At 38.1% G+C, this 26,657-nt stretch carries 24 protein-coding genes; 13 read left to right on the top strand and 11 right to left on the bottom strand.

What is annotated here, in order from left to right; genetic code table 11:
- Nucleotides 1–24 precede the first annotated feature (24 nt).
- Complete coding sequence (locus tag RFH42_RS11340) at nt 25–1,437, bottom strand: DKNYY domain-containing protein (RefSeq protein WP_308975731.1); 1,413 nt, start codon at nt 1,435–1,437, stop codon at nt 25–27.
- A gap of 11 nt (nt 1,438–1,448) precedes the next feature.
- Nucleotides 1,449–2,171 (bottom strand): CAF17-like 4Fe-4S cluster assembly/insertion protein YgfZ, encoded by a 723-nt coding sequence (gene ygfZ / locus RFH42_RS11335; protein ID WP_308975730.1) that lies wholly within the window; start codon nt 2,169–2,171, stop codon nt 1,449–1,451.
- Between the two features lie 257 nt (nt 2,172–2,428).
- Here ygfZ and acnD point away from each other — a divergent pair, with 257 nt between their 5' ends.
- Nucleotides 2,429–5,023, top strand: coding sequence for a Fe/S-dependent 2-methylisocitrate dehydratase AcnD (gene acnD / locus RFH42_RS11330; protein WP_308975728.1), 2,595 nt, complete (start codon nt 2,429–2,431; stop codon nt 5,021–5,023).
- Nucleotides 5,024–5,153: 130 nt separating this feature from the next.
- The gene (locus tag RFH42_RS11325; RefSeq protein WP_308975727.1) at nt 5,154–5,636 is read left to right on the top strand and encodes a DUF2569 domain-containing protein; all 483 of its coding nucleotides are present in this window, start codon (nt 5,154–5,156) and stop codon (nt 5,634–5,636) included.
- Nucleotides 5,637–5,728: 92 nt separating this feature from the next.
- Here the strand turns inward: RFH42_RS11325 and RFH42_RS11320 are convergent, their stop codons facing one another.
- Nucleotides 5,729–7,789, bottom strand: coding sequence for an OPT family oligopeptide transporter (locus tag RFH42_RS11320; protein ID WP_308975726.1), 2,061 nt, complete (start codon nt 7,787–7,789; stop codon nt 5,729–5,731).
- A 343-nt stretch (nt 7,790–8,132) separates the two neighbouring features.
- Here RFH42_RS11320 and RFH42_RS11315 point away from each other — a divergent pair, with 343 nt between their 5' ends.
- The 6 genes from RFH42_RS11315 to RFH42_RS11290 all read left to right on the top strand — a co-directional run bounded on the left by RFH42_RS11315 (nt 8,133) and on the right by RFH42_RS11290 (nt 11,648).
- Nucleotides 8,133–8,798, top strand: coding sequence for a pseudouridine synthase (locus tag RFH42_RS11315; protein WP_308975725.1), 666 nt, complete (start codon nt 8,133–8,135; stop codon nt 8,796–8,798).
- A 216-nt stretch (nt 8,799–9,014) separates the two neighbouring features.
- The gene (locus tag RFH42_RS11310; protein ID WP_308975724.1) at nt 9,015–9,386 is read left to right on the top strand and encodes a ribonuclease E inhibitor RraB; all 372 of its coding nucleotides are present in this window, start codon (nt 9,015–9,017) and stop codon (nt 9,384–9,386) included.
- Nucleotides 9,387–9,504: 118 nt separating this feature from the next.
- On the top strand, nt 9,505–10,053 hold the full coding sequence (locus RFH42_RS11305) for a GNAT family N-acetyltransferase (protein WP_308975722.1): 549 nt from the start codon (nt 9,505–9,507) through the stop codon (nt 10,051–10,053).
- Nucleotides 10,032–10,508, top strand: a complete 477-nt coding sequence (locus tag RFH42_RS11300; protein ID WP_308975721.1) for a GNAT family N-acetyltransferase — start codon at nt 10,032–10,034, stop codon at nt 10,506–10,508. Before RFH42_RS11305 ends, RFH42_RS11300 begins: the two co-directional genes overlap by 22 nt.
- A 99-nt stretch (nt 10,509–10,607) precedes the next feature.
- Nucleotides 10,608–10,952 carry a zinc ribbon domain-containing protein YjdM gene (locus RFH42_RS11295; RefSeq protein WP_308975720.1) on the top strand — a complete coding sequence of 115 codons (345 nt, stop codon included), beginning with the start codon at nt 10,608–10,610 and terminating at the stop codon, nt 10,950–10,952.
- 231 nt (nt 10,953–11,183) lie between these two features.
- Nucleotides 11,184–11,648 carry a YybH family protein gene (locus RFH42_RS11290; RefSeq protein ID WP_308975719.1) on the top strand — a complete coding sequence of 155 codons (465 nt, stop codon included), beginning with the start codon at nt 11,184–11,186 and terminating at the stop codon, nt 11,646–11,648.
- Here the strand turns inward: RFH42_RS11290 and RFH42_RS11285 are convergent.
- Entirely contained in the window at nt 11,645–12,583 is a 939-nt protein-coding gene (locus RFH42_RS11285) for a tRNA dihydrouridine synthase (protein WP_308975718.1), read from the bottom strand. The two genes, RFH42_RS11290 and RFH42_RS11285, sit on opposite strands and share 4 nt — an antisense overlap.
- Before the next feature lie 111 nt (nt 12,584–12,694).
- Nucleotides 12,695–13,504, bottom strand: coding sequence for a cytochrome C assembly family protein (locus tag RFH42_RS11280; RefSeq protein WP_308975716.1), 810 nt, complete (start codon nt 13,502–13,504; stop codon nt 12,695–12,697).
- A gap of 144 nt (nt 13,505–13,648) precedes the next feature.
- Here RFH42_RS11280 and ffh point away from each other — a divergent pair, with 144 nt between their 5' ends.
- Complete coding sequence (ffh, locus tag RFH42_RS11275; protein WP_308975714.1) at nt 13,649–15,055, top strand: signal recognition particle protein; 1,407 nt, start codon at nt 13,649–13,651, stop codon at nt 15,053–15,055.
- A 68-nt stretch (nt 15,056–15,123) separates the two neighbouring features.
- On the opposite strand, the gene RFH42_RS11270 is transcribed toward ffh, so the two are convergent.
- The 6 genes from RFH42_RS11270 to RFH42_RS11245 form a co-directional block, all read right to left on the bottom strand.
- The gene (locus RFH42_RS11270; protein WP_308975712.1) at nt 15,124–15,831 is read right to left on the bottom strand and encodes a hypothetical protein; all 708 of its coding nucleotides are present in this window, start codon (nt 15,829–15,831) and stop codon (nt 15,124–15,126) included.
- 251 nt (nt 15,832–16,082) lie between these two features.
- Nucleotides 16,083–16,376, bottom strand: a complete 294-nt coding sequence (locus RFH42_RS11265) for a protealysin inhibitor emfourin (protein WP_308975711.1) — start codon at nt 16,374–16,376, stop codon at nt 16,083–16,085.
- Between the two features lie 31 nt (nt 16,377–16,407).
- Entirely contained in the window at nt 16,408–17,502 is a 1,095-nt protein-coding gene (locus RFH42_RS11260; protein ID WP_308975709.1) for a M4 family metallopeptidase, read from the bottom strand.
- A 633-nt stretch (nt 17,503–18,135) separates the two neighbouring features.
- Nucleotides 18,136–18,759 carry a LysE family translocator gene (locus RFH42_RS11255; protein ID WP_308975708.1) on the bottom strand — a complete coding sequence of 208 codons (624 nt, stop codon included), beginning with the start codon at nt 18,757–18,759 and terminating at the stop codon, nt 18,136–18,138.
- A 50-nt stretch (nt 18,760–18,809) separates the two neighbouring features.
- Nucleotides 18,810–19,547, bottom strand: coding sequence for a type III pantothenate kinase (locus tag RFH42_RS11250; protein WP_308975707.1), 738 nt, complete (start codon nt 19,545–19,547; stop codon nt 18,810–18,812).
- The gene (locus RFH42_RS11245; RefSeq protein WP_308975705.1) at nt 19,544–20,329 is read right to left on the bottom strand and encodes a biotin--[acetyl-CoA-carboxylase] ligase; all 786 of its coding nucleotides are present in this window, start codon (nt 20,327–20,329) and stop codon (nt 19,544–19,546) included. Before RFH42_RS11245 ends, RFH42_RS11250 begins: the two co-directional genes overlap by 4 nt.
- Nucleotides 20,330–20,555: 226 nt before the next feature.
- Between RFH42_RS11245 and RFH42_RS11240 the strand changes: the two genes are divergently transcribed.
- The 4 genes from RFH42_RS11240 to RFH42_RS11225 all read left to right on the top strand — a co-directional run bounded on the left by RFH42_RS11240 (nt 20,556) and on the right by RFH42_RS11225 (nt 26,598).
- The gene (locus RFH42_RS11240) at nt 20,556–21,356 is read left to right on the top strand and encodes a sulfite exporter TauE/SafE family protein (protein ID WP_308975704.1); all 801 of its coding nucleotides are present in this window, start codon (nt 20,556–20,558) and stop codon (nt 21,354–21,356) included.
- 149 nt (nt 21,357–21,505) lie between these two features.
- Nucleotides 21,506–22,201 carry a GntR family transcriptional regulator gene (locus RFH42_RS11235; protein WP_308975703.1) on the top strand — a complete coding sequence of 232 codons (696 nt, stop codon included), beginning with the start codon at nt 21,506–21,508 and terminating at the stop codon, nt 22,199–22,201.
- Nucleotides 22,202–22,211: 10 nt separating this feature from the next.
- Nucleotides 22,212–25,661 carry an AAA family ATPase gene (locus RFH42_RS11230; RefSeq protein WP_308975702.1) on the top strand — a complete coding sequence of 1,150 codons (3,450 nt, stop codon included), beginning with the start codon at nt 22,212–22,214 and terminating at the stop codon, nt 25,659–25,661.
- Nucleotide 25,662: 1 nt separating this feature from the next.
- On the top strand, nt 25,663–26,598 hold the full coding sequence (locus tag RFH42_RS11225) for a cell division protein ZipA C-terminal FtsZ-binding domain-containing protein (RefSeq protein WP_308975700.1): 936 nt from the start codon (nt 25,663–25,665) through the stop codon (nt 26,596–26,598).
- Nucleotides 26,599–26,657: the final 59 nt, after the last annotated feature.

Raw genomic sequence — 26,657 nt, 5'->3', positions numbered from 1 at the left:
AAATGAATTGTAATATCCCTATTTCTAGAAGGGTAGTGCAATAAAGCCAAATAGCAGCTTTCGATATTGCGTTGTTGCTTTTAAAATCTCTTTTGCTTTGACAGCGAGTAATTTGTCATTTCGCACCAATTGTCTTATGTCATCAGGTCTTAACTCATCATGTATTAAGTGATTCAGCGTTTCACGATCTGCAATCAGATAGAGTGTTTGTTGAATGAGCTGTGTAGAACCTAGTCGATCAAAATAGTAGTATTGATTCCCTTTCTTCCAAACTTCTGCATAGTGATGAGTGGTGACATTCGCCACTTTCTCCCATGGGCCTGTAGCTGCATCTTCTAGCTGGTATAGATGTGTTGAGCGTGAAATAAGTCCAGGGCCTTTACGTCCACCCCAACGCTCTGAACCTTGTAAGAAATAGGTTTGGTTGTTGTAACTAAAAATTAGTGGTGCTATTTCTTGCCATTGTCCCATATTAAAGGGATTATCAGCTGCTCGTTCTATCTGTTTTGTTTGATTGTCATAATAATAAACGCCGCTTTTAGAGAGAAAGAGGGCGTGATTAACATGACCACCATAATGACTTATAACTTGATAAGGCGCTAATTTTTTATTAAAAGCTAGATGGTTAACAAAAACTTGTCCTTGCGTTGGGTCATACAAATAGGCTTGGTCTAAACCATCAATATAGAAACTATAAAGTTGATCGTTGGAGGCTAATGCAAGTTTATTGTGCTTAAAATACACTGATTTATGGTCTTTAAAAAACTCATAACTTAAGCGTATTGATTGATCATCTTGTGGTACAACAATGGCGCTAAGTTGTGCTGGATTGGCCTCTGGCATTTCTAGACCTTTATAATACACTTTCTGTCCATTGCTTAAGATGTCGGCATCTAAAATAGCCGTATAGGGTTGTGCTGAAGGGGCTAAACGAACCTGTTCATAGATATAGGTTTGCGGTTTATTGGCAAAGCCCCAACCATATAACCAAGTCTGTTTAATTTCTGAAAAACCAGATAAATCAGGATTACGTTGGCTCATTGATGCGCAATACACTGTATTTTGACCATCAGAGAAATAGTTGTGATCTAGTGCTTGAGTCTTTTTAGGATTAAAACCAGCAACAACTAAATTTCCACAGTAAGCATATTGCCGATCAACAGCAAATTGTCGATTCTGATAGCGACCATCACTGTTTAAACTGTGAAAGCTTTGAGGATCTGCTTGGGGAATAACATAATCACCGTTACTTGGCACACTGGCGTAAATTTTTCCCTGATAGCGCGTATAAATGCTGTTCTGAATGGATTGGCCATGATGGCTGAGTTCAATACTTGATACTTGGTCTTTTTCAAGTAAAAAACCAGAAATGAACCCAGCCACAGCCAAAATAACGCTGCCCAAGAAAACATAAACGATCAGATTTCTTTTTTGCATATGTCTAGTATTTATTGTGGGCGTGCAACACTACCATTCAGTGGTTCTGGTAAGTCGATATTTATGAGATCTAGCTCATGCAATGCATCAGGTTTAGCAATGACCAAAGCAATATAACCATGACTTGTGCTCATACTGTTGACAATTTGAACATGATTACTGAGTTGTGTAGCGGGCGCTGGGGCTTCACCTTGACCTTGAATGAGATGTAACCAACTTTTGGGCTGTGCTTTGAACCAAAGGCGTGCCACGATTTCTTGGCCCAAATAACAACCTTTGTCAAAATGCACACCATCACGTTGATGTAAACGTAATTCTTGTGGTTGAAAAAGTTCAGCTGTTGCCGCTGTGATCCACGCTTGCCCAGAGCTAATCGCTTGTTCTTCCCAAGCAGTAATATCGCTTTCATTGCTTGAAAATTCTGTTTGAATTCCTTTGACTTGAGGGTAAACCACTCCAGTGGCTTCAAGCTTCATTTTGGAGAAGGCACCATACTTTTTGATATGCAAGGCTAAAGCTTCTGCTTGGTCTTGGGTTGAGACAATTTCAAAATGTTCAGTATTGATTTTTTTTAACCATAAACCAAATAAGATTCGTCCTTTTAGATTACAAATCGCCGTGTAATGCGTGACATTCTCAGCGAGAGCCTCCGTATTTAGGGTCAATTGACCTTGTAGAAATTTCTGTGCATCTAGGCCAGTAAGGCTGAACGATGAGAAAGCTAAACTCGACATAAGGACTCGCAAGTTGAAATCTAAGACTAAAGAATAAGAATGATTTTTACATATTTTTCAAAAAAATACCCAGTTCTATTAAAAAAAACCAGTTAAGTGTAACTACTTGTTTCCAAAACCCCTGTTTTTGTACTTAACTATATGAAATATAAAGGATTTGGGAAATGGGTTTTCCACAGCGTACAATGCCCTCGAACTCATACTAATGATACACCCATTACAGGGTCTGAAAATAACGATGCACGAGGCACTAAACTATGAATACGAATTATCGTAAACCACTGCAATCTACCCAGCTAGACTATTACGATGTGCGTCAAGCAGTCGAAGATATCCAGCCAGGCGCATATGTAAAATTGCCATATACTTCAAAAGTCTTAGCTGAACAATTGGTTCGTCGTTGTGATCCAGCGCTTTTAGAACAATCATTAAAACAGTTGATTGAAAATAAACAAGAGCACGATTTTCCATGGTATCCAGCACGCGTGGTTTGTCATGATATTTTGGGACAAACAGCCTTGGTTGATTTGGCAGGGTTACGAGATGCGATTGCAGATCAAGGTGGTGATCCAGCTAAAGTTAATCCAGTGGTGCCGACCCAGTTAATTGTCGACCACTCATTGGCTGTTGAATATGGTGGCTTTGATCCTGATGCTTTTGCAAAAAACCGTGCAGTAGAAGACCGTCGTAATGAAGATCGTTTCCATTTTATTGAATGGACAAAAACTGCATTTGAAAATGTTGATGTTATTCCAGCAGGGAACGGCATCATGCATCAAATTAACTTAGAAAAAATGTCACCAGTGATTCAAGCACGTCAAGGTGTTGCTTTCCCTGATACTTGTGTAGGAACGGACTCACATACGCCACATACCGACGCACTAGGGGTAATCTCTGTTGGTGTTGGTGGTTTAGAAGCAGAAAATGTGATGTTAGGCCGTGCATCATGGATGCGTCTGCCAGATATTATTGGTGTTGAATTAGTTGGACAACGTCAAGCAGGCATTACTGCAACTGATATCGTATTAGAATTAACAGCATTTTTACGTAAAGAACGTGTAGTTGGTGCATATCTTGAGTTCTTTGGTGAGGGTGCTGATAGTATGTCGGTGGGAGATCGTGCGACGATTTCTAATATGACGCCAGAATACGGCGCTACAGCAGCAATGTTCTATATCGATGAAAATACTATTGATTATTTAACATTAACTGGCCGTGAATCTGAACAAGTTAAATTAGTTGAAAGCTATGCTAAAGAAATAGGCCTTTGGGCAAGTGACATGAAGCAAGCTCAATACCCACGAGTTTTACGTTTTGACCTATCTAAAGTAACACGTAATATTGCAGGCCCATCTAACCCACATGCACGTGTTGCAACAAGTGAGCTCAAAGATAAAGGTATTGCTGGTGTTGTAGAAAACCGTACAGATGGTTTAATGCCTGATGGTGCAATTATTATTGCTGCGATTACTTCATGTACCAATACCTCGAATCCTCGTAATACCGTTGCGGCTGGTCTATTAGCTCGTAAAGCTAATGCGCTTGGTTTGCTTCGTAAACCTTGGGTGAAGTCTTCGTTTGCACCAGGCTCTAAAGCGGCTGCTTTGTATTTAGAAGAAGCTGGCGTATTAAAAGATCTGGAAAAACTAGGGTTTGGTATTGTTGCTTATGCATGTACAACCTGTAATGGGATGTCAGGCGCACTCGATCCAAAGATTCAACAAGAAATTATTGATCGTGATCTATACGCTACAGCGGTATTGTCTGGTAACCGAAACTTTGATGGTCGTATTCACCCTTATGCAAAACAAGCATTCTTGGCTTCTCCGCCATTGGTTGTTGCTTATGCAATTGCAGGTACGATTCGTCTAGATATTGAAAAAGATGCTTTGGGTACAGACCAAAATGGTCAGCCAGTTTATCTCAAAGATATTTGGCCTTCAGATGCTGAAATTGATGCTCTAGTAAAGACCTCTGTGAAGCCAGACCAGTTCCGCAAAGTCTATATTCCAATGTTCGATTTGGGCGAAAATGAACAGGCAGACAGCCCACTTTATGATTGGCGCCCTCAAAGTACTTATATTCGTCGCCCACCGTATTGGGAAGGTGCATTGGCTGCACCACGTACTTTAAGCCATATGCGTCCATTGGCAATTCTCCCTGACAACATTACTACTGACCATTTGTCACCATCAAATGCCATTATTATGGACAGTGCTGCTGGTGAGTATTTAGATAAAATGGGTCTCCCAGAAGAGGACTTTAACTCTTATGCGACACATCGCGGTGATCATTTAACTGCGCAACGTGCGACATTGGCTAACCCTAAATTGTTTAATGAAATGGTTCTGAATACTGATGGCACTGTTAAACAAGGTTCATTGGCTCGTGTTGAACCAGAAGGCAAAGTCATGCGTATGTGGGAAGCAATTGAAACCTACATGAATCGTAAACAGCCTTTGATTATTGTTGCGGGGGCTGATTATGGTCAAGGTTCAAGCCGTGATTGGGCTGCAAAAGGTGTTCGTTTGGCAGGTGTAGAAGCGATTGTTGCAGAAGGTTTTGAGCGTATTCACCGTACTAACCTTGTAGGTATGGGGGTGCTTCCACTCGAATTTAAAGCAGGAACAGATCGTAAAACATTAAAACTAGATGGCACTGAGTTATATAGTGTTATTGGTAATATTGCGCCGCGCTCAGATCTGACTTTAGTCATTGAACGCAGTAATGGTGAAAACGTTGAAGTTCCTGTGACTTGTCGTTTAGATACAGAAGAAGAAGTACATGTTTATGAGGCTGGTGGTGTATTACAGCGCTTTGCTCAAGACTTCTTAGAAGGACAAGTTGCCTAAGCGTAAAATACCTTTAAATCTTTAAAGGTATTTCATTAATTTTAATATTTAAAAATCCTAGAGTTAATCTCTAGGATTTTTATTATAATGAGAAACTTATCACAATAATTAAGTAAAAGGTTAATTGAAAATGAGTAAAAGTGAAGAATTAAAAGGTTTAGGTGGATGGTTAATTGTGGTGGGAATAGGTTTATTTCTCTCCATCGGCGCACTGATTTATATGGTATTTCCTTTACCTAATCTTTTAAACAATGAGATGTGGGTATTTCTTACGGAGTATCAGCCTGAAATTTATAATGAAAAAATGAAACAAATGCTGTGGGGAGTAGTAGCTGCAAATGGTTTATTAATTGCTGCATATTTATATTTAATTTATTTGTTTTTTAAAAAGCATTATTTATTTCCTATAGCTTTTATCACGATACAAATCATTTCCTTTATTACAATGATACCTGTGGTTTATGTTTTCTCACTTTTAGATCCGACAGAACACATTCAAATTTTTGATAAAGATTTTTTTCGTTCAGCAATATACAGCATAATTTGGATTGCCTATATGGTGAAATCAGTACGTGTGAAAAATACTTTTGTTGAAGGTCGAAAAGTTAGCTGAGCATTGGTATTTCTAGTTTAATACTCAATGAGAAGTAATTGAAGTTGGCCCCCTCTTGCTGGTATAAGAAGAGGGGGGATAATGCATTGATTTTACTTTCTTAAACAACGCTGAATAAAGATAATGATGGTGGTAATGATACAAGCGAGCCCTAGCCATTGTGACATTACACTCCAGTTTTCAAGCTTTAGTGCTAATGGTGCGTCACCTTTACCCATATTGAGTGAAATGACGATAACGAGGGCCATGAAAATTCCCATTAAACTCTCTCCAACAATTAAACCTGCTGCAAAGAGTGTACCGCGCCGTTCAACATTTTTAAGATAGCTTCCATCTTGATTAAAAGGACTTTGAGTAGCACGTTGTTTAATCCACCAAAACATTAATGCACCAATAAATAAGGGGGTGTTAATTGCTGGAGGAAGGTAAATACCCATACCTACGGCAAGGACGGGCATACTCATATGATTATGACTGAATGCTTTTATAAGTGTGTCAATAATGATCAGAATAATCCCAAGGGCAACACCAATGAGAATATAAGTCCATTCAAGTTGTTGAGTGAAAATACCTTGAGCAATAGTACGAATTAACAGCGCTTGTGGTGCTGCTAAAGCTTGTTGAGGGTCCATATCACTACGTGGCAAAGTGCCAGTAAATCCATAGGCTTGGTAAAGTAGGTCTAAGACAGGTGCAATAACAATTGCGCCAGCAATACAGCCAATAATTAAGGCAATTTGTTGTTTCGCAGGGGTTGCATAGATCAGGTAACCTGTTTTCAAATCTTGTAGATTGTCATTTGAAATACAGGCAATAGCAATAACTGCTGTACTTGCAAATAAAGCGAGAGCTGTTAGAAACTGTTGGTTTTCGATACTTTGTAATAGTCCTTGTTGCTGGCCAATAAGGAAAAGGATGATTGAAAATGCCAAGATAGCCAAAATACCTATACTGGAAATTGGGCTTGAAGATGAACCAACTAAACCCGCCATATAGCCACAGGCAGCTGCAACTAAAAAGCCCATTAGCATTGTAAATAGCGTCAGTAGTAAGACAATACCCCAAGCTGTTATTGGTGAAAGGGTGGAGGCAATAACAAAATGGGCAAAAGTAAAAAAGAGAATAAATCCCATAAGCACAATGAGGACTAACATGGTGCGAGGACTTAAGTCTGTTTCCGCGCGGCTACGTTTGACAACTTGGTTAGATTCAAAAAAAGAAGTGAATGAAAGGCGGATGCCTTCGAGCATAGGTTTAAAAAGTGTAAGAAGTGTCCAAATAGCAGCAATACCGAGTGTGCCTACCCCAATCATACGGACTTTTTCAGCCCAAATTTGTTGAGCAAAATCGACCATATTTAGATCAATTGCTGGTGCACTAATACCTGTAAAATAAGGAACGGCAATTCCCCAAGCGATGACTGTACCAATAAGTACGGCAACGCCAGAGGCGAGATTGATTAGTGAACCTGCACCAAGCAGTGCAAGTGAAAAACCGATAGGGAGCTGGAAGATACTATTGCCAAACTTGAACCAATAGCTAGCACTATCGCCAATAATACGTAGCCCATTACTACAGAAACTGACACCAGCAGCAAGAAGGCCACCATAGAGAATCTCTTTGATGGATTGTTGGTTATGGTTTGCTAATGGTTCCTGAATGCATTCACCATATTGATTGGCAACCACACCGCGTGCTCCATTTTTTAATATTTCTGCAGCAGCAATGCCTTCTGGGTAAGGAAGCGTGCTGTTGACCACCATCACGTAACGTAATGGAATACTAAAGATCACGCCTAATATGCCACCGCTTAGGCAGATTAGGGTGGTTTGCCAAAATGGAAAAGATTGCCAATAACCCAGCATTAATAAGCCAGGTAAAACAAAAATAACAGAAGATAAAGTACCCGCAGCTGAGGCTTGGGTTTGCACCATATTATTTTCAATAATGTTGCTATCTTTAGCAAATCTGAGTACTGCCATTGAAAGAACAGCAGCAGGAATGGAGGTTGCAAAGGTGAGTCCAACCTTTAAACCTAGATAAATGTTGGAAGCTGTGAAGATGAGAGTAATACAGATACCAAGTAAGATGCCACGAATGGTGATTTCTTTTAGGCCTTGATAGGGATCATTTAAGTCATTATTTTTATTCATATACTATCCTTAAGAGGTATAAGTGATAATAAATTGCTTTGAATTGTCAATTTAATGATGTCATTGTGCTATGTATTATAGAATCAGTGACTAAGAATAATAATGTAATAAAAATGACTATTATAATCGTAAATATTTGTTTAATATGATTTTTTTGTGTGAAAAATCAAACTATCTATTTGGTTTTTATTGAATTAATTTTTTAAGATAAATAAAGTTTTTTTTGTCCTTTAGTTGAAATGCTTGTATAGCGTTTAATTTATTTTGTGTGTAGAACCTTGACGTTGACAGGAGTTAAGGCAGTTGGTAGTTTGCACTCCCGTTGCTGATTGAGTGTGCATTGATGCCTTTAGATCCAAATTTTATCTATAGTCCACCACAAGGTGATCTATCTGTTGTGTATGAGGATGAAGATTTACTTGTGATTGATAAACCTGCAGGCTTATTGTCAGTTATGGGGCGTTTACCCGAACATCAAGATAGTGCTTACTTACGTGTATTGGCCCGTTATCCCTTGGCTAAGGTGACACATCGTTTAGATATGGCAACCTCGGGAATCTTACTTTTTGCAAAACATAGAGATGCTGAGGTGGCTGTAAGCCGTATGTTTCAAGCACGTACTGTGAAAAAATACTATGTGGCTTGCGTACAAGGGCGGTTACAAGGGCAGGGGAAAGTTGATGTTCCGCTTATTGCAGATTGGGAAAATCGCCCTCAGCAAAAAGTTGATTTCGAATTTGGTAAATCTGCACAGACTTTGTATCAAGCTCAGTCTTATCATGAAATGCAAGATATGACGCGTGTATTACTCCAACCAATAACAGGTCGTTCTCATCAGCTCCGAGTGCATATGCAATATATTGGGCATCCTATAATGGGGGATCGAATTTATCATCCCGAAGGCTTAAACTCAGATTTTTCACGCATGTCTTTACACGCTTGTGAATTAATATTTAATCATCCACTTACAGGGCAGTTATTAGATTTGCAATCTCAAGTGCCATTTTAATCATGAGCATTCATTCGAACGATATTTTTGAATGAATATACCAAATGAACATTTACCTAGTTAAAGGGGTTTTAATTTGAGTTGAGACAAGCAACTTATTTTATGAAACCTCTAAATAAAAAGGATAAATTAATCTTTGTAGTGTCATAAAATTCTGTTAGTTTTATGGAGGGCGCATACGATTTTCAACACTATAAATAATGGAAGGATGCTCAGATGACACGTGATTATGAACTATTCCCTGATGATGATAATGGGCAAGTATTATGGCAAATGTTTGAAGATGGGGATGATTTAACTGAGCCTCATCAAGTCGAATTTGCAATTGTATTTAAAGATCAACAGCAATTAGAACAGTGTGCATTGCACCTACTTTATCAAGAACAAAAAGTTTCTTTTTATGATGATGAAGATTCAGGAACAACGGATTGGGTGCTGACTATTCATGTTGAAATGGTTCCTGAATATGCAGATATTCTTGATCTTGAAGAATGGTTTGTCAGTATTGCAGAACAATTTGATGGTGAATATGATGGTTGGGGATGTTTGGCAACCATTTATGATGATGAAATTATTGAAGATGAATAAAAATAACTAATATTTTTATAATGAGACATTCATTCAGAAGATTATTTTGGATGAATGTCTTGTTTATTACTCAGCAGAATATGTTTTAATTAAGGCTTTAAATTATTGTGCTGTATCTATGTCTGTAGAAATTGAACTTCGTCCCTTAGAGTCCACAGAAATTGACCTGATCTGGTCGCACATTGATCGTCGTGAATTGATTACACAAATGTATTGGCAAAATCAAGATGAGCTGGAAGCTTATGATTGCCATCATGATGTAGAAGCGTGGGACAAGGAAATGCTGCGTAAAGATCCTGCAGATTTGAAAAAAGCATATGCACAAGGAGCTGCATTTATTGGTGCTTGGGCTGGTCAACAGCTCGTTGGTATTTGTGTCGTTGCTCGCCGCCCAGTTGAAAGTATTAGTGGGGCTCATTTATTAAAATATTTCTATATAGATGCAAATCATAGAAGCTTAGGTATTGGAACGAAGCTGATGCGAGCCGCATTGGAGAGCGTACAAGCGTTTCATGGTGATGCATTGTATATTTCTTCTATCCCAACATGTAACACAGTTGATTTTTATATTAATCAGGGTGCAGAACTATTGGTTGTTCCTGACCCAGATTTGTATGAGCTTGAACCTGAGGATGTACATTTATTATGTCCAGTATCTATGCTGTAGATTTGAGTCAGGCTCTTGGTCATGAAATTCAAGATTTATTATTAGAGGCAGATCCCAATTGGCAACAGGTACAAGATTATCTTGTAAATGCCCAATTGTATGCAATGTCTATAGATGCTAAGCCCATTGCTGAAATATGTTTGGTGCCTTATCGCTGCGATGAGGTTGAAATTAAAAATCTGAGCGTGGATGAGCAATATCAGGGTAGGGGTTTTGCTAAGCAATTGATTAAGTATGCAATTGATATTGCTATACAGCAAAACTTATCAGGTATTTGGGTAAAAACAGGTAATTCTAGTTTAGATCAGCTTGCTCTCTATCAGAAAATGGGTTTCAGGATGCAACATATTGAAAAAGATATCTTTTTAAATTATCCACAACCTATATATGAAAATGGCATCCGTTGTCTTGATCAAGTAGCATTATTTATGTCGCTAAAAGACAATAAAAAATAAATTAATATTACATTATTGGGACTATTTCTTTACTCAATTAATTAATATTATGAAAAATCTTTAATTTCGGTCATAATGAGGCTTTTTAGGAAGGCTCATATGTCATTACCTAACTGCCCACAATGTCAATCAGAATACACTTATGCTGATGGAGAACTGCTTATTTGTCCTGAATGTGCACATGAATGGACTTTAACAGAAGCAACTCAAGAAGAAGCGACTACGGTTATTAAAGATGCTTTTGGTAGTGTACTTAGTGATGGTGACACGGTTACCGTTGTTAAAGACTTAAAAATCAAAGGATCATCTTCTGTTGTTAAAGTTGGTACTAAGGTGAAAAATATTCGTTTATTAGCGGATTCAAGTGATGGCCATGACATCGATTGTAAAATTGATGGTATTGGTGCGATGAAGTTGAAATCTGAGTTTGTTAAGAAAGCTTAGTTAATTTGTAAAGATGTTTACCTGAAATCGCCTTAGATTTCAGGTAATTTTAATTAAAAAAATGATTCTATTAGTATAAGTTGATAATGAGCTTTGACATTTTTTAAGTTTGCATCAGATTGGTTAGAAAAGCTAAAAACTATAAAACTCAATGAATTAGCTTTGTTGTGTTATATTCAAATAGAGTATTAAACAGGCTGATATATTTTAAAATTATAAAGGTGAATAAAATTGAAAAAGATTATTATCGAAGGTGATCATAAAATTGCTACAGAAGTTATAGATCAAATCGCATTATGGGATAAGGCAATCATCCGACAACAAGTAGATACCTTGATTGGCTACTGTAGTGAGAAGGTGAGTCTTTTTGATGTAAGTTCCCAAATTGATGGTATTCAAGAGTATCGGAAAGAGTGGGAGAAGTTGAGTCCATATTTTTCCCAACATATAGATATCTTGCGTCGTAATATCAAACTACACATTGCGACAGATCTTGCAGTGATGCATTGTTTAACCAAGGTAGTGGATGTTGCATCTGAGACAACCCTGGTTCCATGGTGTCGTACAACGTTATGTTTACAGAAACCGCAACAGCATTGGTTAGTTGTCCATCAACATATTTCTATACCTATTAATATGCAAACAGGTAATATTATTTTGATTAAAGATCAGCCTAAATTGAGGCTAGTTGTTTAAGCATGTTGGCTGATCTTAATTTTCTCGATAATTTCATCGAGTTTTTTTAGTCGTTTGATTTCATCCCAAAGTTGTTTGGCTTCAGGGTAGTGTTTTGACATCATACCTAACCATTGCTTATAGCGTCCTAGCATCCCAATTTCTGTTTTGCTGGGGCCATTGATAAACCGTAGTTGTAAATCGAGTAAATCTTTCCAAACGATTGACGCAGTATCACGGTTTTGACGAATATTTAAGCTTAAGTCAGGTGTAGTCACTGCACCACGGCCAAGCATGAGGTCTTGGCAATTAGATTCTATACGGCATTGTTTAGCATCTTGGTTGTTCCATATTTCACCGTTAGCAATCACATTAATTTTTAGTGCGGCACGGATGGGGGCAAGCTGTTCCCAATACGCGGGAGGAGTATAGCCTTCTGCTTTAGTCCGAGCATGGACGGTCAGCCATGACGCCCCCGCATCTTCAATGGCATGAGCATTCTCTAACGTAAAATTGCGATCCATATAACCTAAACGCATTTTAGCCGAAACAGGGATATGATGCGGAACGGCATCACGTACAGCTTTTACCAATTGATGTACAACATCTGGTTCATCTAATAAGATTGATCCACCTCGATGTCGGTTTACAGTTTTGGCTGGACAACCAAAGTTAAGATCAATTGCGGGAGCACCAAGCTGTACAGCTTTGACTGCATTGGCAGCCAGCATATCTGGATTATTACCTAAGAATTGAACATGGACAGGTGTACCAGCAGCTGTTTGACCATTGTTCTTCAGTTCTGGACAATAACTATAATAAATATGGTCAGGTAAAATTGAATCTGTAATACGAATGAACTCAGTAACACACCAATCGAAGTCTCCTACATGAGTGAGTACATCACGCATGATCGGGTCAGTTAAACCTTCCATTGGAGCAAGTATGAGTTTCAATGGCTTATCTCAGAGTCAACAAAACAGCCGTTATACGCATTTTCTATGCAATTGTCTAGTTTGCTTGGTTAGAAGATATAACCGTTGAATTGTAACAACGGTTATGGGGAATTAACGTGATAAAATCATTTCTAAAATAAATTTACTTCCAAGAAATCCAATCGCTAAAAGGAAGAAACCTGTAATGGTAAAGCGGATTGCTTTTACACCACGCCAGCCCAAACGATAGTGTCCAAGCAAAAGTGCACCATACACAAACCAAGAAATAATACTAAAAGCGGTCTTGTGTGCTAGGTGTTGCGCGAAGAAATTGTCAATGGTAAAGAAACCAAAGACTAAGGCGACGCTGAGTAAAGAAAACCCTGTAATCAACATATCAAATAACAAGGTTTCCATTGCTTGAAACGATGGAAGTAGGTTTACCCAAATACGATGTTTTTGTTTCTTTTTCAATTCGCGGTTTTGAAACCATAAAATCACAGCTTGAATGGTGGCCATGAGCAAGACAGCATACGCAGATAAAGACAAAATAATGTGAATATCTAGGCCAATAGAGTGATTTTCAATAAATTGATCTGGTTTGCTGAAAACAAAACCCATAATAAGACCACATGCTGCAACAGGGATTCCCAGTAAATTGAGCACCAATACAGGTCTAAAGGTACTAAAAAGCAATCCAAGAAGGAGCATAAGTCCTGAGGTAAAGGACATGAGATTAAATACGTCAAAATTCGTCCCTAGTGGGGTAAACATATCTTGACGAAGCACTAAAGCTTGTAAAACTAAACCTATGCTGGAAACAACACCAATAAACCACTGATTAGGAGTACGTTTCGACATTAACTGCGCAAATAAATACCAAAATGCTGTGGTATAAGCAAATAATGCTAAAATTGTGTAAACCAAGGGGAGGCTAATCATGTCAAACCTATTACTGGATGTTTAAAATTCATGTGTAGAGATATAAATTCCATGTGAACTCAAGTATCCTATAGCAACTTAAGCATAATTTTTCTTTTTTAAGTAAGAAATTTTTGCTACTAGCCATTTTAAGCGGAAATTGTAATGTTTGATACCTTAACAGAACGCCTCACGCAGAGTTTAAGAAATGTTACCGGCTCAGGGCAACTCACAGAAGATAATATTAAAGATACCTTACGTGAAGTGCGTATGGCATTGCTTGAAGCCGATGTCGCTTTACCCGTAACTCGTGAATTTATCGCGAAAGTTAAGGAAGAAGCATTAGGTCAAGAAGTAATGACCCAACTTTCACCTGGCCAAGCTTTTGTCAAAATTGTTTATGACGAACTCACCAAAATGATGGGTGAGGCCAATGAAAGCCTTGATTTAGCAGCAAAACCACCAGTTGTCGTTTTACTTGCTGGTTTGCAAGGGGCAGGTAAAACCACAACAGCTGCAAAACTAGCACGTTATTTAAAAGAGCGTCAGAAGAAAAAAGTAATGACTGTATCTGCGGACGTTTATCGTCCTGCAGCAATTAAACAGTTAGAAACTGTATCTAATGAGGTTGGTGCTGAGTTTATTCATTCTGAAGCAACAGAACAGCCAATTGATATTGTTAATCGTGCGATTGAACAAGCAAAAATTAAATTTGCTGATGTGTTAATTGTCGATACCGCAGGTCGTTTGCATATTGATGACGACATGATGGGCGAGATTAAAGCATTGCATGCCGCAGTTAAACCGACTGAGACATTGTTTGTCGTGGATGCAATGACAGGGCAAGATGCTGCAAATACAGCAAAAGCATTTAATGATGCATTGCCTCTTACGGGTGTTATTCTGACTAAGACAGATGGTGATGCACGTGGTGGTGCTGCACTGTCTGTTCGTGCTATCACAGGTAAACCTATTAAGTTCTTGGGCATGGGTGAAAAACTAGATGCACTTGAACCATTCCATCCTGAACGAGTTGCTCAACGTATTCTTGGTATGGGTGATGTACTATCCCTAGTCGAAGAAGTTGAACGTAAAATCGACAAAGAAAAAGCCGAAAAAATGGCTAAAAAACTGCAAAAAGGTGGCAGTTTTAACTTTGAAGATATGTTGATGCAGTTTGAGCAAATGAACAAAATGGGCGGCATGATGGGATTCCTGGACAAATTGCCAGGAATGAGCAATGCTGGCATTCAACAGGCGATTGAACAAGCGAATCCTGAAAAACAAGTGAAGAAGATGGAAGCGATTATTCAGTCGATGACCATCAAAGAGCGCCGTAATCCTGATTTAATGAACCCTAGCCGTAAAAAACGTATTGCTGCTGGTTGTGGTATGGATGTTGCGGAAGTGAATAAGCTGATTAAACAGCATGCTCAAATGGCGAAAATGATGAAGAAATTTGCTAATCCATCTGGTATGGCAAAAATGATGCGTTCATTGGGTGGCTTACAGAAGCAATTTGGCGGCGGAGGTGGTATGGGACCTTTGTTTGGTAATAACGACAAAAAGTAAGTCGATCTTTATCTTAGCTAAATTAAAGTCCATCGTTTGATGGGCTTTAATCTTTTGACTGGGGCAAGTTATTGCATTTGTGCTTCCCACAGCTTTGCATATTTTTCATTTAAGCTTTTAAGCTGTAGTACACAAGGATCTAGAGCAACATAATCTAGAGCAATACTACGCTCCATAAAACACGTTTGTGGGTTAAACGCCTGCCCATTTCTTCGCTGTGCTTTATAGTCAATGAGGTGCATACTGGTCGTACTGGTCAAATCAAAGGCTAAGACACCATTGCTATGCCAAATTTTGGTGTTAATGGTTTCATTTTCTAGGTTAACGATTTGTTCTAACAACAATTTTCCTTCTAATGAGTAGCCTGCAAGATATGTTATGCGATGATCTTTATTATAAATTTGTTTGTTAAAGTATTGCCCCTGCCGATTATAAAGCCGAATCTCACCTACGGCACTTTCTACTTGAAAACGATCTAAGTCTTTATTATCAGTTAAAAGGACAGGGGAGCTTTGTGCTTGATGATTGGCTTGGAAAAAGTCTTGAACCAAATAACCTTCATTCGATTTAGAGATTAAGACACGATAGATTCCCTGAGGATCAGCCGTTGGAGTTGATAAGGTTTGACCATGCTGTCGAGCTGAGAAGAAAGTAATGATGTTAGTGGCTTGAACAGCATTTTGTGATTGGTCTTTGGATATAGAGACCTCAGCTGCCATACTAGATACACTTAGACCAATTAAGATGCTACAACAAAGCTGCTTTAAGATTCTCATTATGTTGGATTTTCAATAAGTTTATTCGAAGTATAGAGAACTTATAATTTGATGTGAATAAAAAAGCAGATTAAAGCGAAATGAATAATTGTGTGGAGCATATAAACAGTTTTCTTACAAAAGAAATATATTGCTTACTCCACCATGCCAGGGAGAATAAGCAAGTTTATTATGCTTAAAGCTATTGATAACCGTATCTTATACCTTTCATTAAAGGATAATGCTTTAAGTTGAGAGAATGAGTAATGTCGTTAAATAATTTCATCCTTGATACAAGAAATCACTTTACTTGGTAGGTCCGTTTCTTTTGCTTCGACTTTATCAATCTTTCCATTTGGGGTTTGACGTATAAGTTGATACTTAAACTGATCAGACCGTGTAGGAAACTGATTTACAGTTTTCTGTTGATTAAACAAACGTTCTATTTGTTTAAGCTCCTCTATAGATAGGGAGGATGTGTTGATTTTACCGTGACTACGGATATAAGAATGGATACTTCCTACACATGCTAATCCTCCAAATCGTTCTACGTATATTATTGCCATAGTGAGAGCTGCCTTTTGTACAATTAAATAGTTATAAACCAACTGTAAGCCATGCTTGATTTACTGCCTTATAAACAGAAGTGTCATGTGCAAACATTTTTTTAGCTAGAAAACGAGTTCTATTTGCAAAAAATTGCATTTCCATCTGCGGGTTAGGGTCAAAAGCAACGAGTGCTTTGTACCAAATCTGTCCTACTTTTTCCCAACTATAACCTCCGACTTGCATGGCAGCTTGATAAAATGCAAAGTTAGCAATGCCACTACTTTCATGGGGATCCATTCCATCAACGTACTCTGAGAAATGAGCAGGTTGAGGTGAAAGACAACTCGGATCGGATGGATTTGATAAATTTCTCAGTGATCTAAAACCACGGTAAAGTGCCGCAGGACCTAGAATTTCTTTACCAATAAGCCAATCTGCATCATGTACATTTTGTTTGTTCCTCCACTGTTTAAACATTGAACCGAAAACATCGGCCATACTTTCATTCAGTCCTCCTGCTTGATTTTCATATTCAAAACCTGCGCTATATTGAATAAAACCATGACTAAGCTCATGGGCTATGACATCACTGGAGCTGGTAAAATCAATGAATAGGTTGCCATCACCATCTCCATAGGTCATTTGAATACCATTCCAAAAGGCATTGTTGTAAGCAACACCATAATGAACAGAAGAAACAATATCGATGCCTTGATCATCAATAGAGTTTCTAATAAAAACAGAATCAAAGAATTTAATAATGGCTTGGGTCTCAATAAGAACATGTTGTACCGTTGGATCATCTGATTCCTCTACCTTTAAAATTTCTGCACCAGGTAAACTGTAGCTATTTTTACAATCAAAAATAGTGACTTTGGAGGATGGGGCAAAAGTGGGATCTACTGCATCCAGAGGGCCCAAATGTCGTACAGTTTTACGGCATTTTTTTACTTCACGTCCTTTGAATTCACGCCAACTGTTATCTATCGTTATTTCATTCTTAAAATTTTGCTTTTGCTCTTGAGAGAAACTATTGTCCTCCAAAAAACGTTCGAATACCTTCGGGGGAATAATAAAACAAAAACATTGTCCTCGGTTTTGCTGTGCTTGTGCTAATTTCATTTTTAAGGAATGATTACTCATTTTTATCCCCTTTATTTTTATATGTTTGTTCTAGGATTTATTTTTATTTTTTTATGGTTTAGTTTGATATTTATAATTGGTTTTAAATGTACTTATTTAATTTTCAAATAAAGAACAGTGTTTTAATATTGGGGATTTATTTTAACAAGTAAAAAACAATCATTTAACCAGCCGTATTGGGCTATATGATTCAGCCATTGTGCTAATGTTTTCTATAAATCCTGTTCACAATAATATTATAGTTGTTTTAAATTTCAATAAAAGTTTTATATTAATTGAATTGTTGCTTTTTAATAAACCTTATAAACTTTGTTTTTAAACAAAACATATTTCAATTTCAAATTTTTTTCAAATAATAAATAGCTTACAATTTTAACTTAAATCTAATGGGTATTTTTTAACAATATTATTGACTCCATTTGCAGTGGAAAGTGTTGGTATTGTTACAAGAGTGATAATCAAAGCAGTATTGAGTGGGTCTAATTGAAAAACAACAAGATTAGTGGTAATTGAGCTTTCATACCTCTTAAAATAGAAAAGATCAATTATGCACTATGTTGAAAATACATATGCTCAACCCACTGTATATTTTATTAATATAAGAATTATATCCAAATGCGAAAATGATGTTGATTAAGCAGAGGGCTTTTTCATAAATGCCAATGCCAAACCAAAAGTAATCATAAGTACACCACTTATTTTATTGATCATGCCAAATCTTTCACGTTTTAACATTTTTACTAACTTAGCACCAAGCAAGGCATAACATAGTACTGCAAAGAATTCTAAACACAAGAAAATCACGCCTAGTGTCATAAAATCTGACCAGTAGTGATCAAGATGGATAAATTGCGGAAAGAATGCAGTGAAAATTAGAATTGCTTTAGGGTTGGCAATTGCGATATTAAAATCTTTTTTTATAAGTAATTTAATATCTTGATTATATGCAGTCATAGTTTCATCTTGCATATTCGCTTTACTTGTCAAAAGCTGGTAACCAATCCAAAGTAAATAGATTGCTCCAATAAATTTGATCATTAAAAATATTTGTGCAGATGCTGTGAGTAGGGTGCCTAGGCCTAAAGCTGTAATGAAAATTAAAATGATAAAAGCAAAAAAACGACCTAAATATGCTATTGCTGCTGACTTTAGCCCTTGTTCTGCTCCAATCATAATTGAAAGCACATTATTGGGACCTAGTACCATATTGAGTGCGAGACAAGCAGGTAAAAAAAGAAGAAATGTGTTTAGATTCATAGAAAAACCTCTGATAACAATATCTAAAGTTAAAGCTTAAATAGATTGTCCTAAGCAACAGATTTATTTTGATTTAAATACACTTTCAAGCCTTTGAGTAGCAGATCTTGTTCAACAATGGGATTGAAGCGTTGCAGATGCTCAGCAAAAAGGTTTGCATCACCACCTGTCAAGATGAGTTGGCGAGGATGTTGTTCTAAGACTTTCTCAATTGTACTCAGAAGGCCAAAGAATATACCATGATGTACGGCGTCAATCGTATTTCGCCCTGGGCTTAATTCATCAAATGCCACATCTGGTATTTTAATCCCTTTGGTATTTTGAATGAGGGAATCTCTCTGAAGATAGAGGTTAGGTAAAATATACCCACCAAGATGTTGCATCCCTAAAGTTAAGTCAATTGTCAAAGCTGTACCACAGCTCACAACACATAAATTTGTTTCGGGGGAGGCAACAGCCAAAACCTGTAACCAACGATCAATTCCTAATAACGTAGTATCATCATAACCACAACGTAGACCCGCATATTCTGCTTGAACTTGAGCACAAGTCATACGGATATTCATTGATTTCAAAATTTTTTTGATACGTTTGTTATTTTGCTTATCTTGTACTGAGGAAATACCAACCTCATCAAGCTTTAATCCCTTAAAGTGTTGAATAAGTCCGAGTAATAGATCGGCTGGTGATTGTAAATGTAGTTCTGCAACATGTTCTATGATTTGATTGTCTTCAGTGACCCAGTATTTAAGTCGGGTGTTGCCAATATCTAACCAAAGTCGTCTCATTGCGAAGCATCCGTGTTGTTTTGTAGACGTAAACGTCCGTGATAACAGGTTTGTAGTCCATTTACTGTTTCAATATTGAGGCAGCCTTGATCATCAATACCGCGAAAGATGCCAAAGAGCGTTTGTTGCTCCTGTTGGAGTACAACAGGTTGATCAATAAATGCTGCATAGTGATTAAATCGTTGTGCTAGATGCGTACAACCATGATTAAACCAGTGGCCAGCCTGTTGAATAGCTTGATAAAGTTCGCTTATAAGTAAAATACGGTCTAATGATTGAAGGCCGAGCTGAGATAATGAACAGACGGGTTGATCAATATTTTGTTCGTGTAACTGTGCTGTGCTAAAAGCGTGCAGGTTAATGCCCACACCAATAATTGCACGTTGTGTATCAAGTGGTTCTACTAAAATACCGCCCCATTTGCCTTGAATATGATATAAATCATTAGGCCATTTTACTTGTAATTGTTCTAAATTTTGTAAGCTCGGCATTTGTAAAATATTCAGGGCTGTTTCTAAGGCCAGACGGCCATCAAGTGGTCGCTGCGTTTGAAGTAAGCAACTCATATAGACATTACCTTGCGGCGATGCCCAAGCTCTTTGATGTTGGCCACGTCCTTGGCTTTGAATTTCACTACTGACTAAGATACTGTTGGCGCCACTTTGAGCAATTTCGCGTACATCTAAATTGGTTGAAGCAGTAGTTTTTTTTAAAACAAGAACTTCTGGGAGAAGTGCTGCTTGACTAAGTTGTTGGCGTAGTCGTTGGCTATCTAGGTCCATCATTATCTCATGTTGGATCAAAAATGATAACGGAGTTAAACATATCTTTTGGGGTAGGTGCAATATTTAACAACTGCTTAATTTCTAAGTCTATGCATATGATCTCAATATTATTTTCTAAAAAAAACATCTCATGATGCTATGATGTGCCACGTTTAAATCAGTAGATGCGTGATGATTATTCATTTACTGTTTAATTCGTTGTTTTTTACATGGAAATGACACTATGGAACTCCTGATTTATTTGGCTATTGGTGCAGTTGCTGGATTTAGTGCTGGATTGTTTGGCATTGGTGGTGGGCTGATCATTGTCCCAATTTTGTACTTAGTCTTTTTAAAGATGGGCTATGACCCATCCATATTAATGCATATGGCATTAGGTACTTCTTTGGCAACTATAGTCGTTACCTCCTTGAGTTCTGTGAGTGCACACCATAAAAAAGGCGCAGTACTGTGGAATGTTTTTGGTCATTTTTTACCAGGTTTATTGCTGGGCGCTTTTTTAGGTGCAGGCATTGCTGGGCGCCTAAGTGGAGAGGTTTTACAGCTGATCATTGGCGTGTTTGTACTGTATATGGCTTACAAAATGTTTACAGGTGCAAAGGTACAGGTGGATGAGTCGAGACATTTGCCTTCTGCGCCAGTACAGACTTTAGTTGGTGGTTTGATTGGTATTGCTTCAGCAATCTTTGGTATTGGTGGGGGGAGTTTAACTGTACCTTATCTCAATCGTTGTGGTGTTGTTATGCAAAAAGCAATTGCCACTTCTGCTGCATGCGGACTTCCGATTGCACTGTCTGGAGCCATTGGATTTATGTTCTTTGGTGAGCAAGCTTCTGGAGAAATTAAGGATGCAATTGGCTATGTGCAGATCTATGCTTTTCTTGGCATAAGTGTGATGAGTTTCATAACTGCAAAACTTGGAGCTAAAGTAGCACACATGCTTTCTCCGATATTGCTGAAAAAAAGTTTTGCAATATATCTGTTTTTTATTGGTATTTACTTTATCTATCATGGTATTAATTAAATACTATGCTTGTGAATGCCAACATATATTGATTTGCTAAATTTAAAAAATTTAGTTTAAAAGTGACATAGTCAGAATCACTTTAAATCAGTTACAAATGCACAATGGCCGTATAGATACAGGCGACAATAAATAACAATAGGTAATTTATGCATTTGAATGATATGGAAAATCTATCAGAGCAAATCGCTCAACGTATAAGTGAGCAGATAATAACTGGCGAACTTGTTGAGGGGGAGCGTATACAGGAGTTACGTATCGCGAAGGAGCTTCAGGTGAGTCGGGGTTCAGTACGTGAAGCATTACTGCTGTTAGAAAGAACACATTTGATTCAAATTTATCCACGACGAGGTGCAGTTGTGTCAGAAATGACGACACAACAAATTCGGGGGTTATTTGATTCAAGTACGCTGGTATTGACGTATATCGTGCAACGTATGAGTGATGTTTTACGTCCACATGAGGCTGCTGTTTTACGAACTATTTTTACGCAATTAGAACAACATGCTAAGCAAGGGAGCGCAGAAAAATTCTATGATGTTTTCTTCGGATATCTGGCTGAGCAACAAGATATGGTGGCTAATCCATATTTAATGAAGTTTTATCGCGAATTACTTCCGTCAGTACGACGTAGTTATTTTTTGACCTTAAATACCTCTAAAAGAGAGCTTCAAGAAGCATTAGAGTTATCTAAGTTGCTGATTGATGCTATTTTAAGCCGAAATTCGCAACAAGCGACTTTATTTATGGAAGATTTTTGCCGACACTTGTGCAACCTTGTGTTGGAATCTCTAACACGTATGAAACAAATTGAACTAGCATGGGCACGCAGATCGCGTCGATAATTGGAACTTTATGCGTTTAAGCAGCTTAAAACTCTCTGGCTTTAAATCTTTTGCCGATAGCAGTACTTTATCTTTTCGGGCTAATCGAACTGCGGTAGTAGGACCGAATGGTTGTGGCAAATCCAATGTTATAGATGCTATTCGTTGGGTAATGGGGGAGTCGAGTGCGCGACAACTTCGTGGTGGTAGCATGCAAGATGTCATTTTTACTGGGACATCAAAGCGCAAACCAGTGGGCATGGCGAGTGTTGAATTAAGATTTGACAACACTTACGGTAAGTTAGGTGGAGCATATAATGCTTATACTGAGCTTGCTGTACGTCGGCAGGTCACCCGTGATGGCAAGTCAGAATATTTTCTCAATGGTAGTAAGTGTCGTCGTCGTGATATTACCGATATTTTTTTAGGCACAGGACTAGGACCACGTTCTTATGCCATTATTGAACAAGGCATGATTAACCGTTTGGTAGATGCTAAGCCAGATGAAATGCGTGTGTTTATTGAGGAAGCTGCGGGTGTATCTCGTTATCAAGCACGTCGAAAAGAGACGCTGCAACATTTAGAACATACCCATTTAAATTTGGAACGTTTAGAAGATATTTCAAGTGAATTAAAGTCTCAGCTGAAGACATTAAAACGCCAATCTGAGTCTGCTGTTCAATATAAAACTTTAGAAACTGAAATACGCAGTTTAAAAATTGAAATTTTATCTTTTCAATGTGAACAAAGTACACGCTTACAAGAACAATATAATATACAAATGAATACATTGGGCGAGCAGTTTAAATTGGTTCGCTCAGAAATGACTACGGTTGAACATGACTTAGCGAGTACCAGTGAGCTGTTTCAACGTTTAATTCAACAGTCTATGCCATTACAACAAGAATGGCAGCAAGCTGAGAAGAAGCTTGCTGAAATTAAACTTAGCTTAGAGCAGAAGCAAAATTTACTACAGCACAATAGCCAAAATCTTCAACAACTCAATCAGCAAAAACAACAAACAAAAGAAAAAATTCAGTTACTTGAGTTGCAGTTAGAAACTTTACATGCTCAGCTTGATCAACAAACAGAGCAATCACAGCAATATGAATCTAGCACCCAACTTAAAGAGCAATCAGTACGTGCCATGCTATTGCAACAGGGTCAATTAAAACAGCAATTTGAGCAACAACGCCAGCTGATTGAAAAACAACAGCAACAACAGCAACAGATGCTGTCACAATCTGAGTATTTGGCAAAAAATATTCAGCGCATTGAACAGCAAAAAGAGACCTTGCAACTACAATTACAGCAAATTAAAAGTCAGTCTGTCGATGGTAGTATTGAGCAATTACAACAAGATAAAAACAACCAACAGGCTATTATTGAGCGCTTAGAACAACAATCTAAAGAAGCCGCTCTACATTTAGAGCAGTTACAGCAACAATGTATGCAACACAAAACTGCTGTGACACAACGTCAGGCGGAAGTGCAGGTATTACAAGCTGAACGCAAGACAATTCAAAAGCTGTTAGCGCAAAGCGCAACTAAAACAGTGAAAGAGCGACAACTATTGCAGCATTTACAATTGGCTGACTCGGCTAAAGCTCACGCGCATATTATTGAAAAGTTTTTAGCACGCTGGATTGACGCGACATGTTTGGATGCTGAGATGCCCTTTGAACAGAATGTTGCACGGCAAATGAAGGAAATAGAACAGGGTGGAGTGGCTAATTTTCAAGGGCTGATTGGTTTAAGTCAGTGGATTACTGCCCCACATTCTTCTTTATGGCAGCAGGTCTTTGTTACAGAACATCTAGAACAGGCATTAAATTTACAGTCACAACTTCAACAAGGACAGACATTGCTGAGCCTTGATGGTTATCATGTGGGATGTGATTGGGTGATTGGATTGCTTTACGATGAGTCGAGTCAGGTAGCACAAGGTGCACTGAGCCATCGTGTACGGTTGGAGCAGATTGAGCTTGAATTAGAGCAATTGACTGATGTCTATGAAGATGAACAAAAACAATTAGCTATTTTTGAACAGAATCAACAGGCTGTACAAGCAAAATTACAGCAAGATCAGCAACACTTTAAACAACAGCAGCAACAGCTACAAATGCTAGATATGCAGCTGGTTAAACAGCAAAGTGCAACTCAGGCATTTGAGCTACAAAGTCAACAACTGTACGATCAATTGCAACAGCTTGAAGTACAGTTAGAAGAAGATGCCATGCAAAAAGATGACTTAGAAATCGATTTGCATGCTTTATCGTTTAAACTTGAACAGACTCTTCCTGCTTATAAAGCACTTCAAGAGCAACTTGAACAGTTAAATGAACAGGTAGATGAAAAACAAAAGTTATTGCAACAATTACAACAAGAGTTAGAAACGACACGCCGTGTTGCAGGTCAAAATCAACAACAGGTGGAGTTGTTAGCAAAAGACTTATCTTTTACTCAACAACAACGCCAACAAATTATGTTGCAAATTGAGCAGGCTGAAACGTTTCTTGATCCAATTCAACTTGAGCTGCCTAGTTTAAAGACACAGTTTGATGAGCAATCACAACAAACTGAAAAATTACAAGAGACATGGCAGAATTGGCAAACCGAGTTACATCAAGTCCAAGAAAAACAACAACAGTTGACTGTCTCACGCCATCAACAGCAACAGCAAGATGAAAAATTACGTACGGAACTTGAAAGTCAACGTTTAGCTTGGCAAGCAGCAAAGTCTGATTTACAGCATTATAGTGAACAGTTAACTGAGTTAGAAACTGAGTTAAAAACTGGTTTAGAAATTGATTTAGAAACACACCAGCAAAAACTAGCTATAGCACAGCAGAAGTTTGCTAAATTAGGTGCAGTGAATTTGGCAGCCTCTGAAGAATATGTTGAGATTTCAGCACGGGCTGAACAACTTAATCTGCAAATTGAGGACTTACAAACAACAGTAGCCCAATTAAAAGATGCCATGAAGAGCATTGATCAAGAAACCAAGAAGTTGTTTATGTCTACATTTGATCAAATCAACTTGGAATTACAAAATCTATTTCCCAAAGTTTTTAATGGTGGTGAAGCTTCCCTCAGCCTTGAGGATGACTGGCAATCAGGTGTACGTTTGATGGCACGTCCACCAGGTAAACGCAATAGTTCTTTGGCACTTTTATCTGGTGGTGAAAAAGCTTTAACTGCTTTAGCATTGGTATTTGCAATATTTAGACTTAATCCAGCACCTTTTTGCGTGCTAGATGAAGTTGATGCACCGCTTGATGATGCCAATGTGGGAAGATTTTGTAATTTGGTAAAAGAGCTATCTGAGCAGGTACAATTCATCTACATTACACATAATAAAGTTGCAATGACAATGGCAACTGATCTTTTGGGAGTCACCATGCCTGAGCCTGGTGCTTCTAAACTGGTCAGTGTCAATTTGGAAGAAGCAAAAGAATATGGTCTAGTTGCGGAGTCATAGAATGCAAAATACTACAATCGTCGGAATTATTGTTGCAGTCCTCATCATGTTGTGGGGGCTTCGAATTTTTCTGCGAAAACCTGATGATGCAAGGCCATCATTGGAGACGCCGCTCCAATTAGATGAGGATACTCAACTGCCAATTATTCCACGTCATGTGCGTGATCAATTGCAAGGTCAAAATACTGCAGTAGAGATTCAGGCGACTGAATCAACAACTGAGGCTGCAAATGCTGTATCGGCTGCTGAGCCGCAAGCGGTAGCACCAGAGGCAGAAACCAAGCTTGTAGAAACTTCAGTTGAGGCGGTTGAAAATACATCTGATTCGGTGAAGGAAGCAGCTGGAATAACACAGCCTGAGACACCTACTGCAACTGAGGAAGTGAAGATTGTAGATACACTAGATCTGAATCAGAATATCGAAACAGCTGAAATCAAAGAATTTGAAGAAGAAAGTACGATTTTAGATAAACATTTACATGAACAACAACGTAATGATGACGAAAGTAGTTTAGCGAATGCGGCCAGTATCATTGCACTTAATGTTTATCCAAATCCACGTAAGGCTCTTTCTGGTGATAAGACATTAAAAGTTTTACTCAAATATGGTCTTCGTTATGGTGAGCTCTCTTGTTTTCATCGTTACGAAGAGTCTGAAGAAAGCAATACATTATTATTTTCAGTATTACGTATTACACCTGAAGGTCCAAGTGGCTTTGATTTAGAAGCACTTTCTGTTGAACAAGTGCAGGGCCTTGCTTTTTTCTTGGCGTTACCACATAAAGATGTGCAAAAAGGCTTTGACACCATGGTGAGCATTGCAGGTTTGATCGCGCGTGAAATTGACGGTGCGGTTTATGATGAAAATAATTTAGAATTAACAGCTCAACTCAAAGAGCATTGGCGCCATAAAGCAATTGACTATCGCGCTGAGTAAAGAGTAAAGCAAATACGTTTTTAACTGGCGGATTATCCGCCTTTTTCAATGGTGAAATT

This window comes from Acinetobacter rudis (assembly GCF_031157835.1).
GTDB classification, from domain to species: Bacteria; Pseudomonadota; Gammaproteobacteria; order Pseudomonadales; family Moraxellaceae; genus Acinetobacter; species Acinetobacter rudis_A.
Note: the sequence above shows the minus strand (reverse complement) of the source record. Positions and strands in the feature narration are given on the sequence as shown.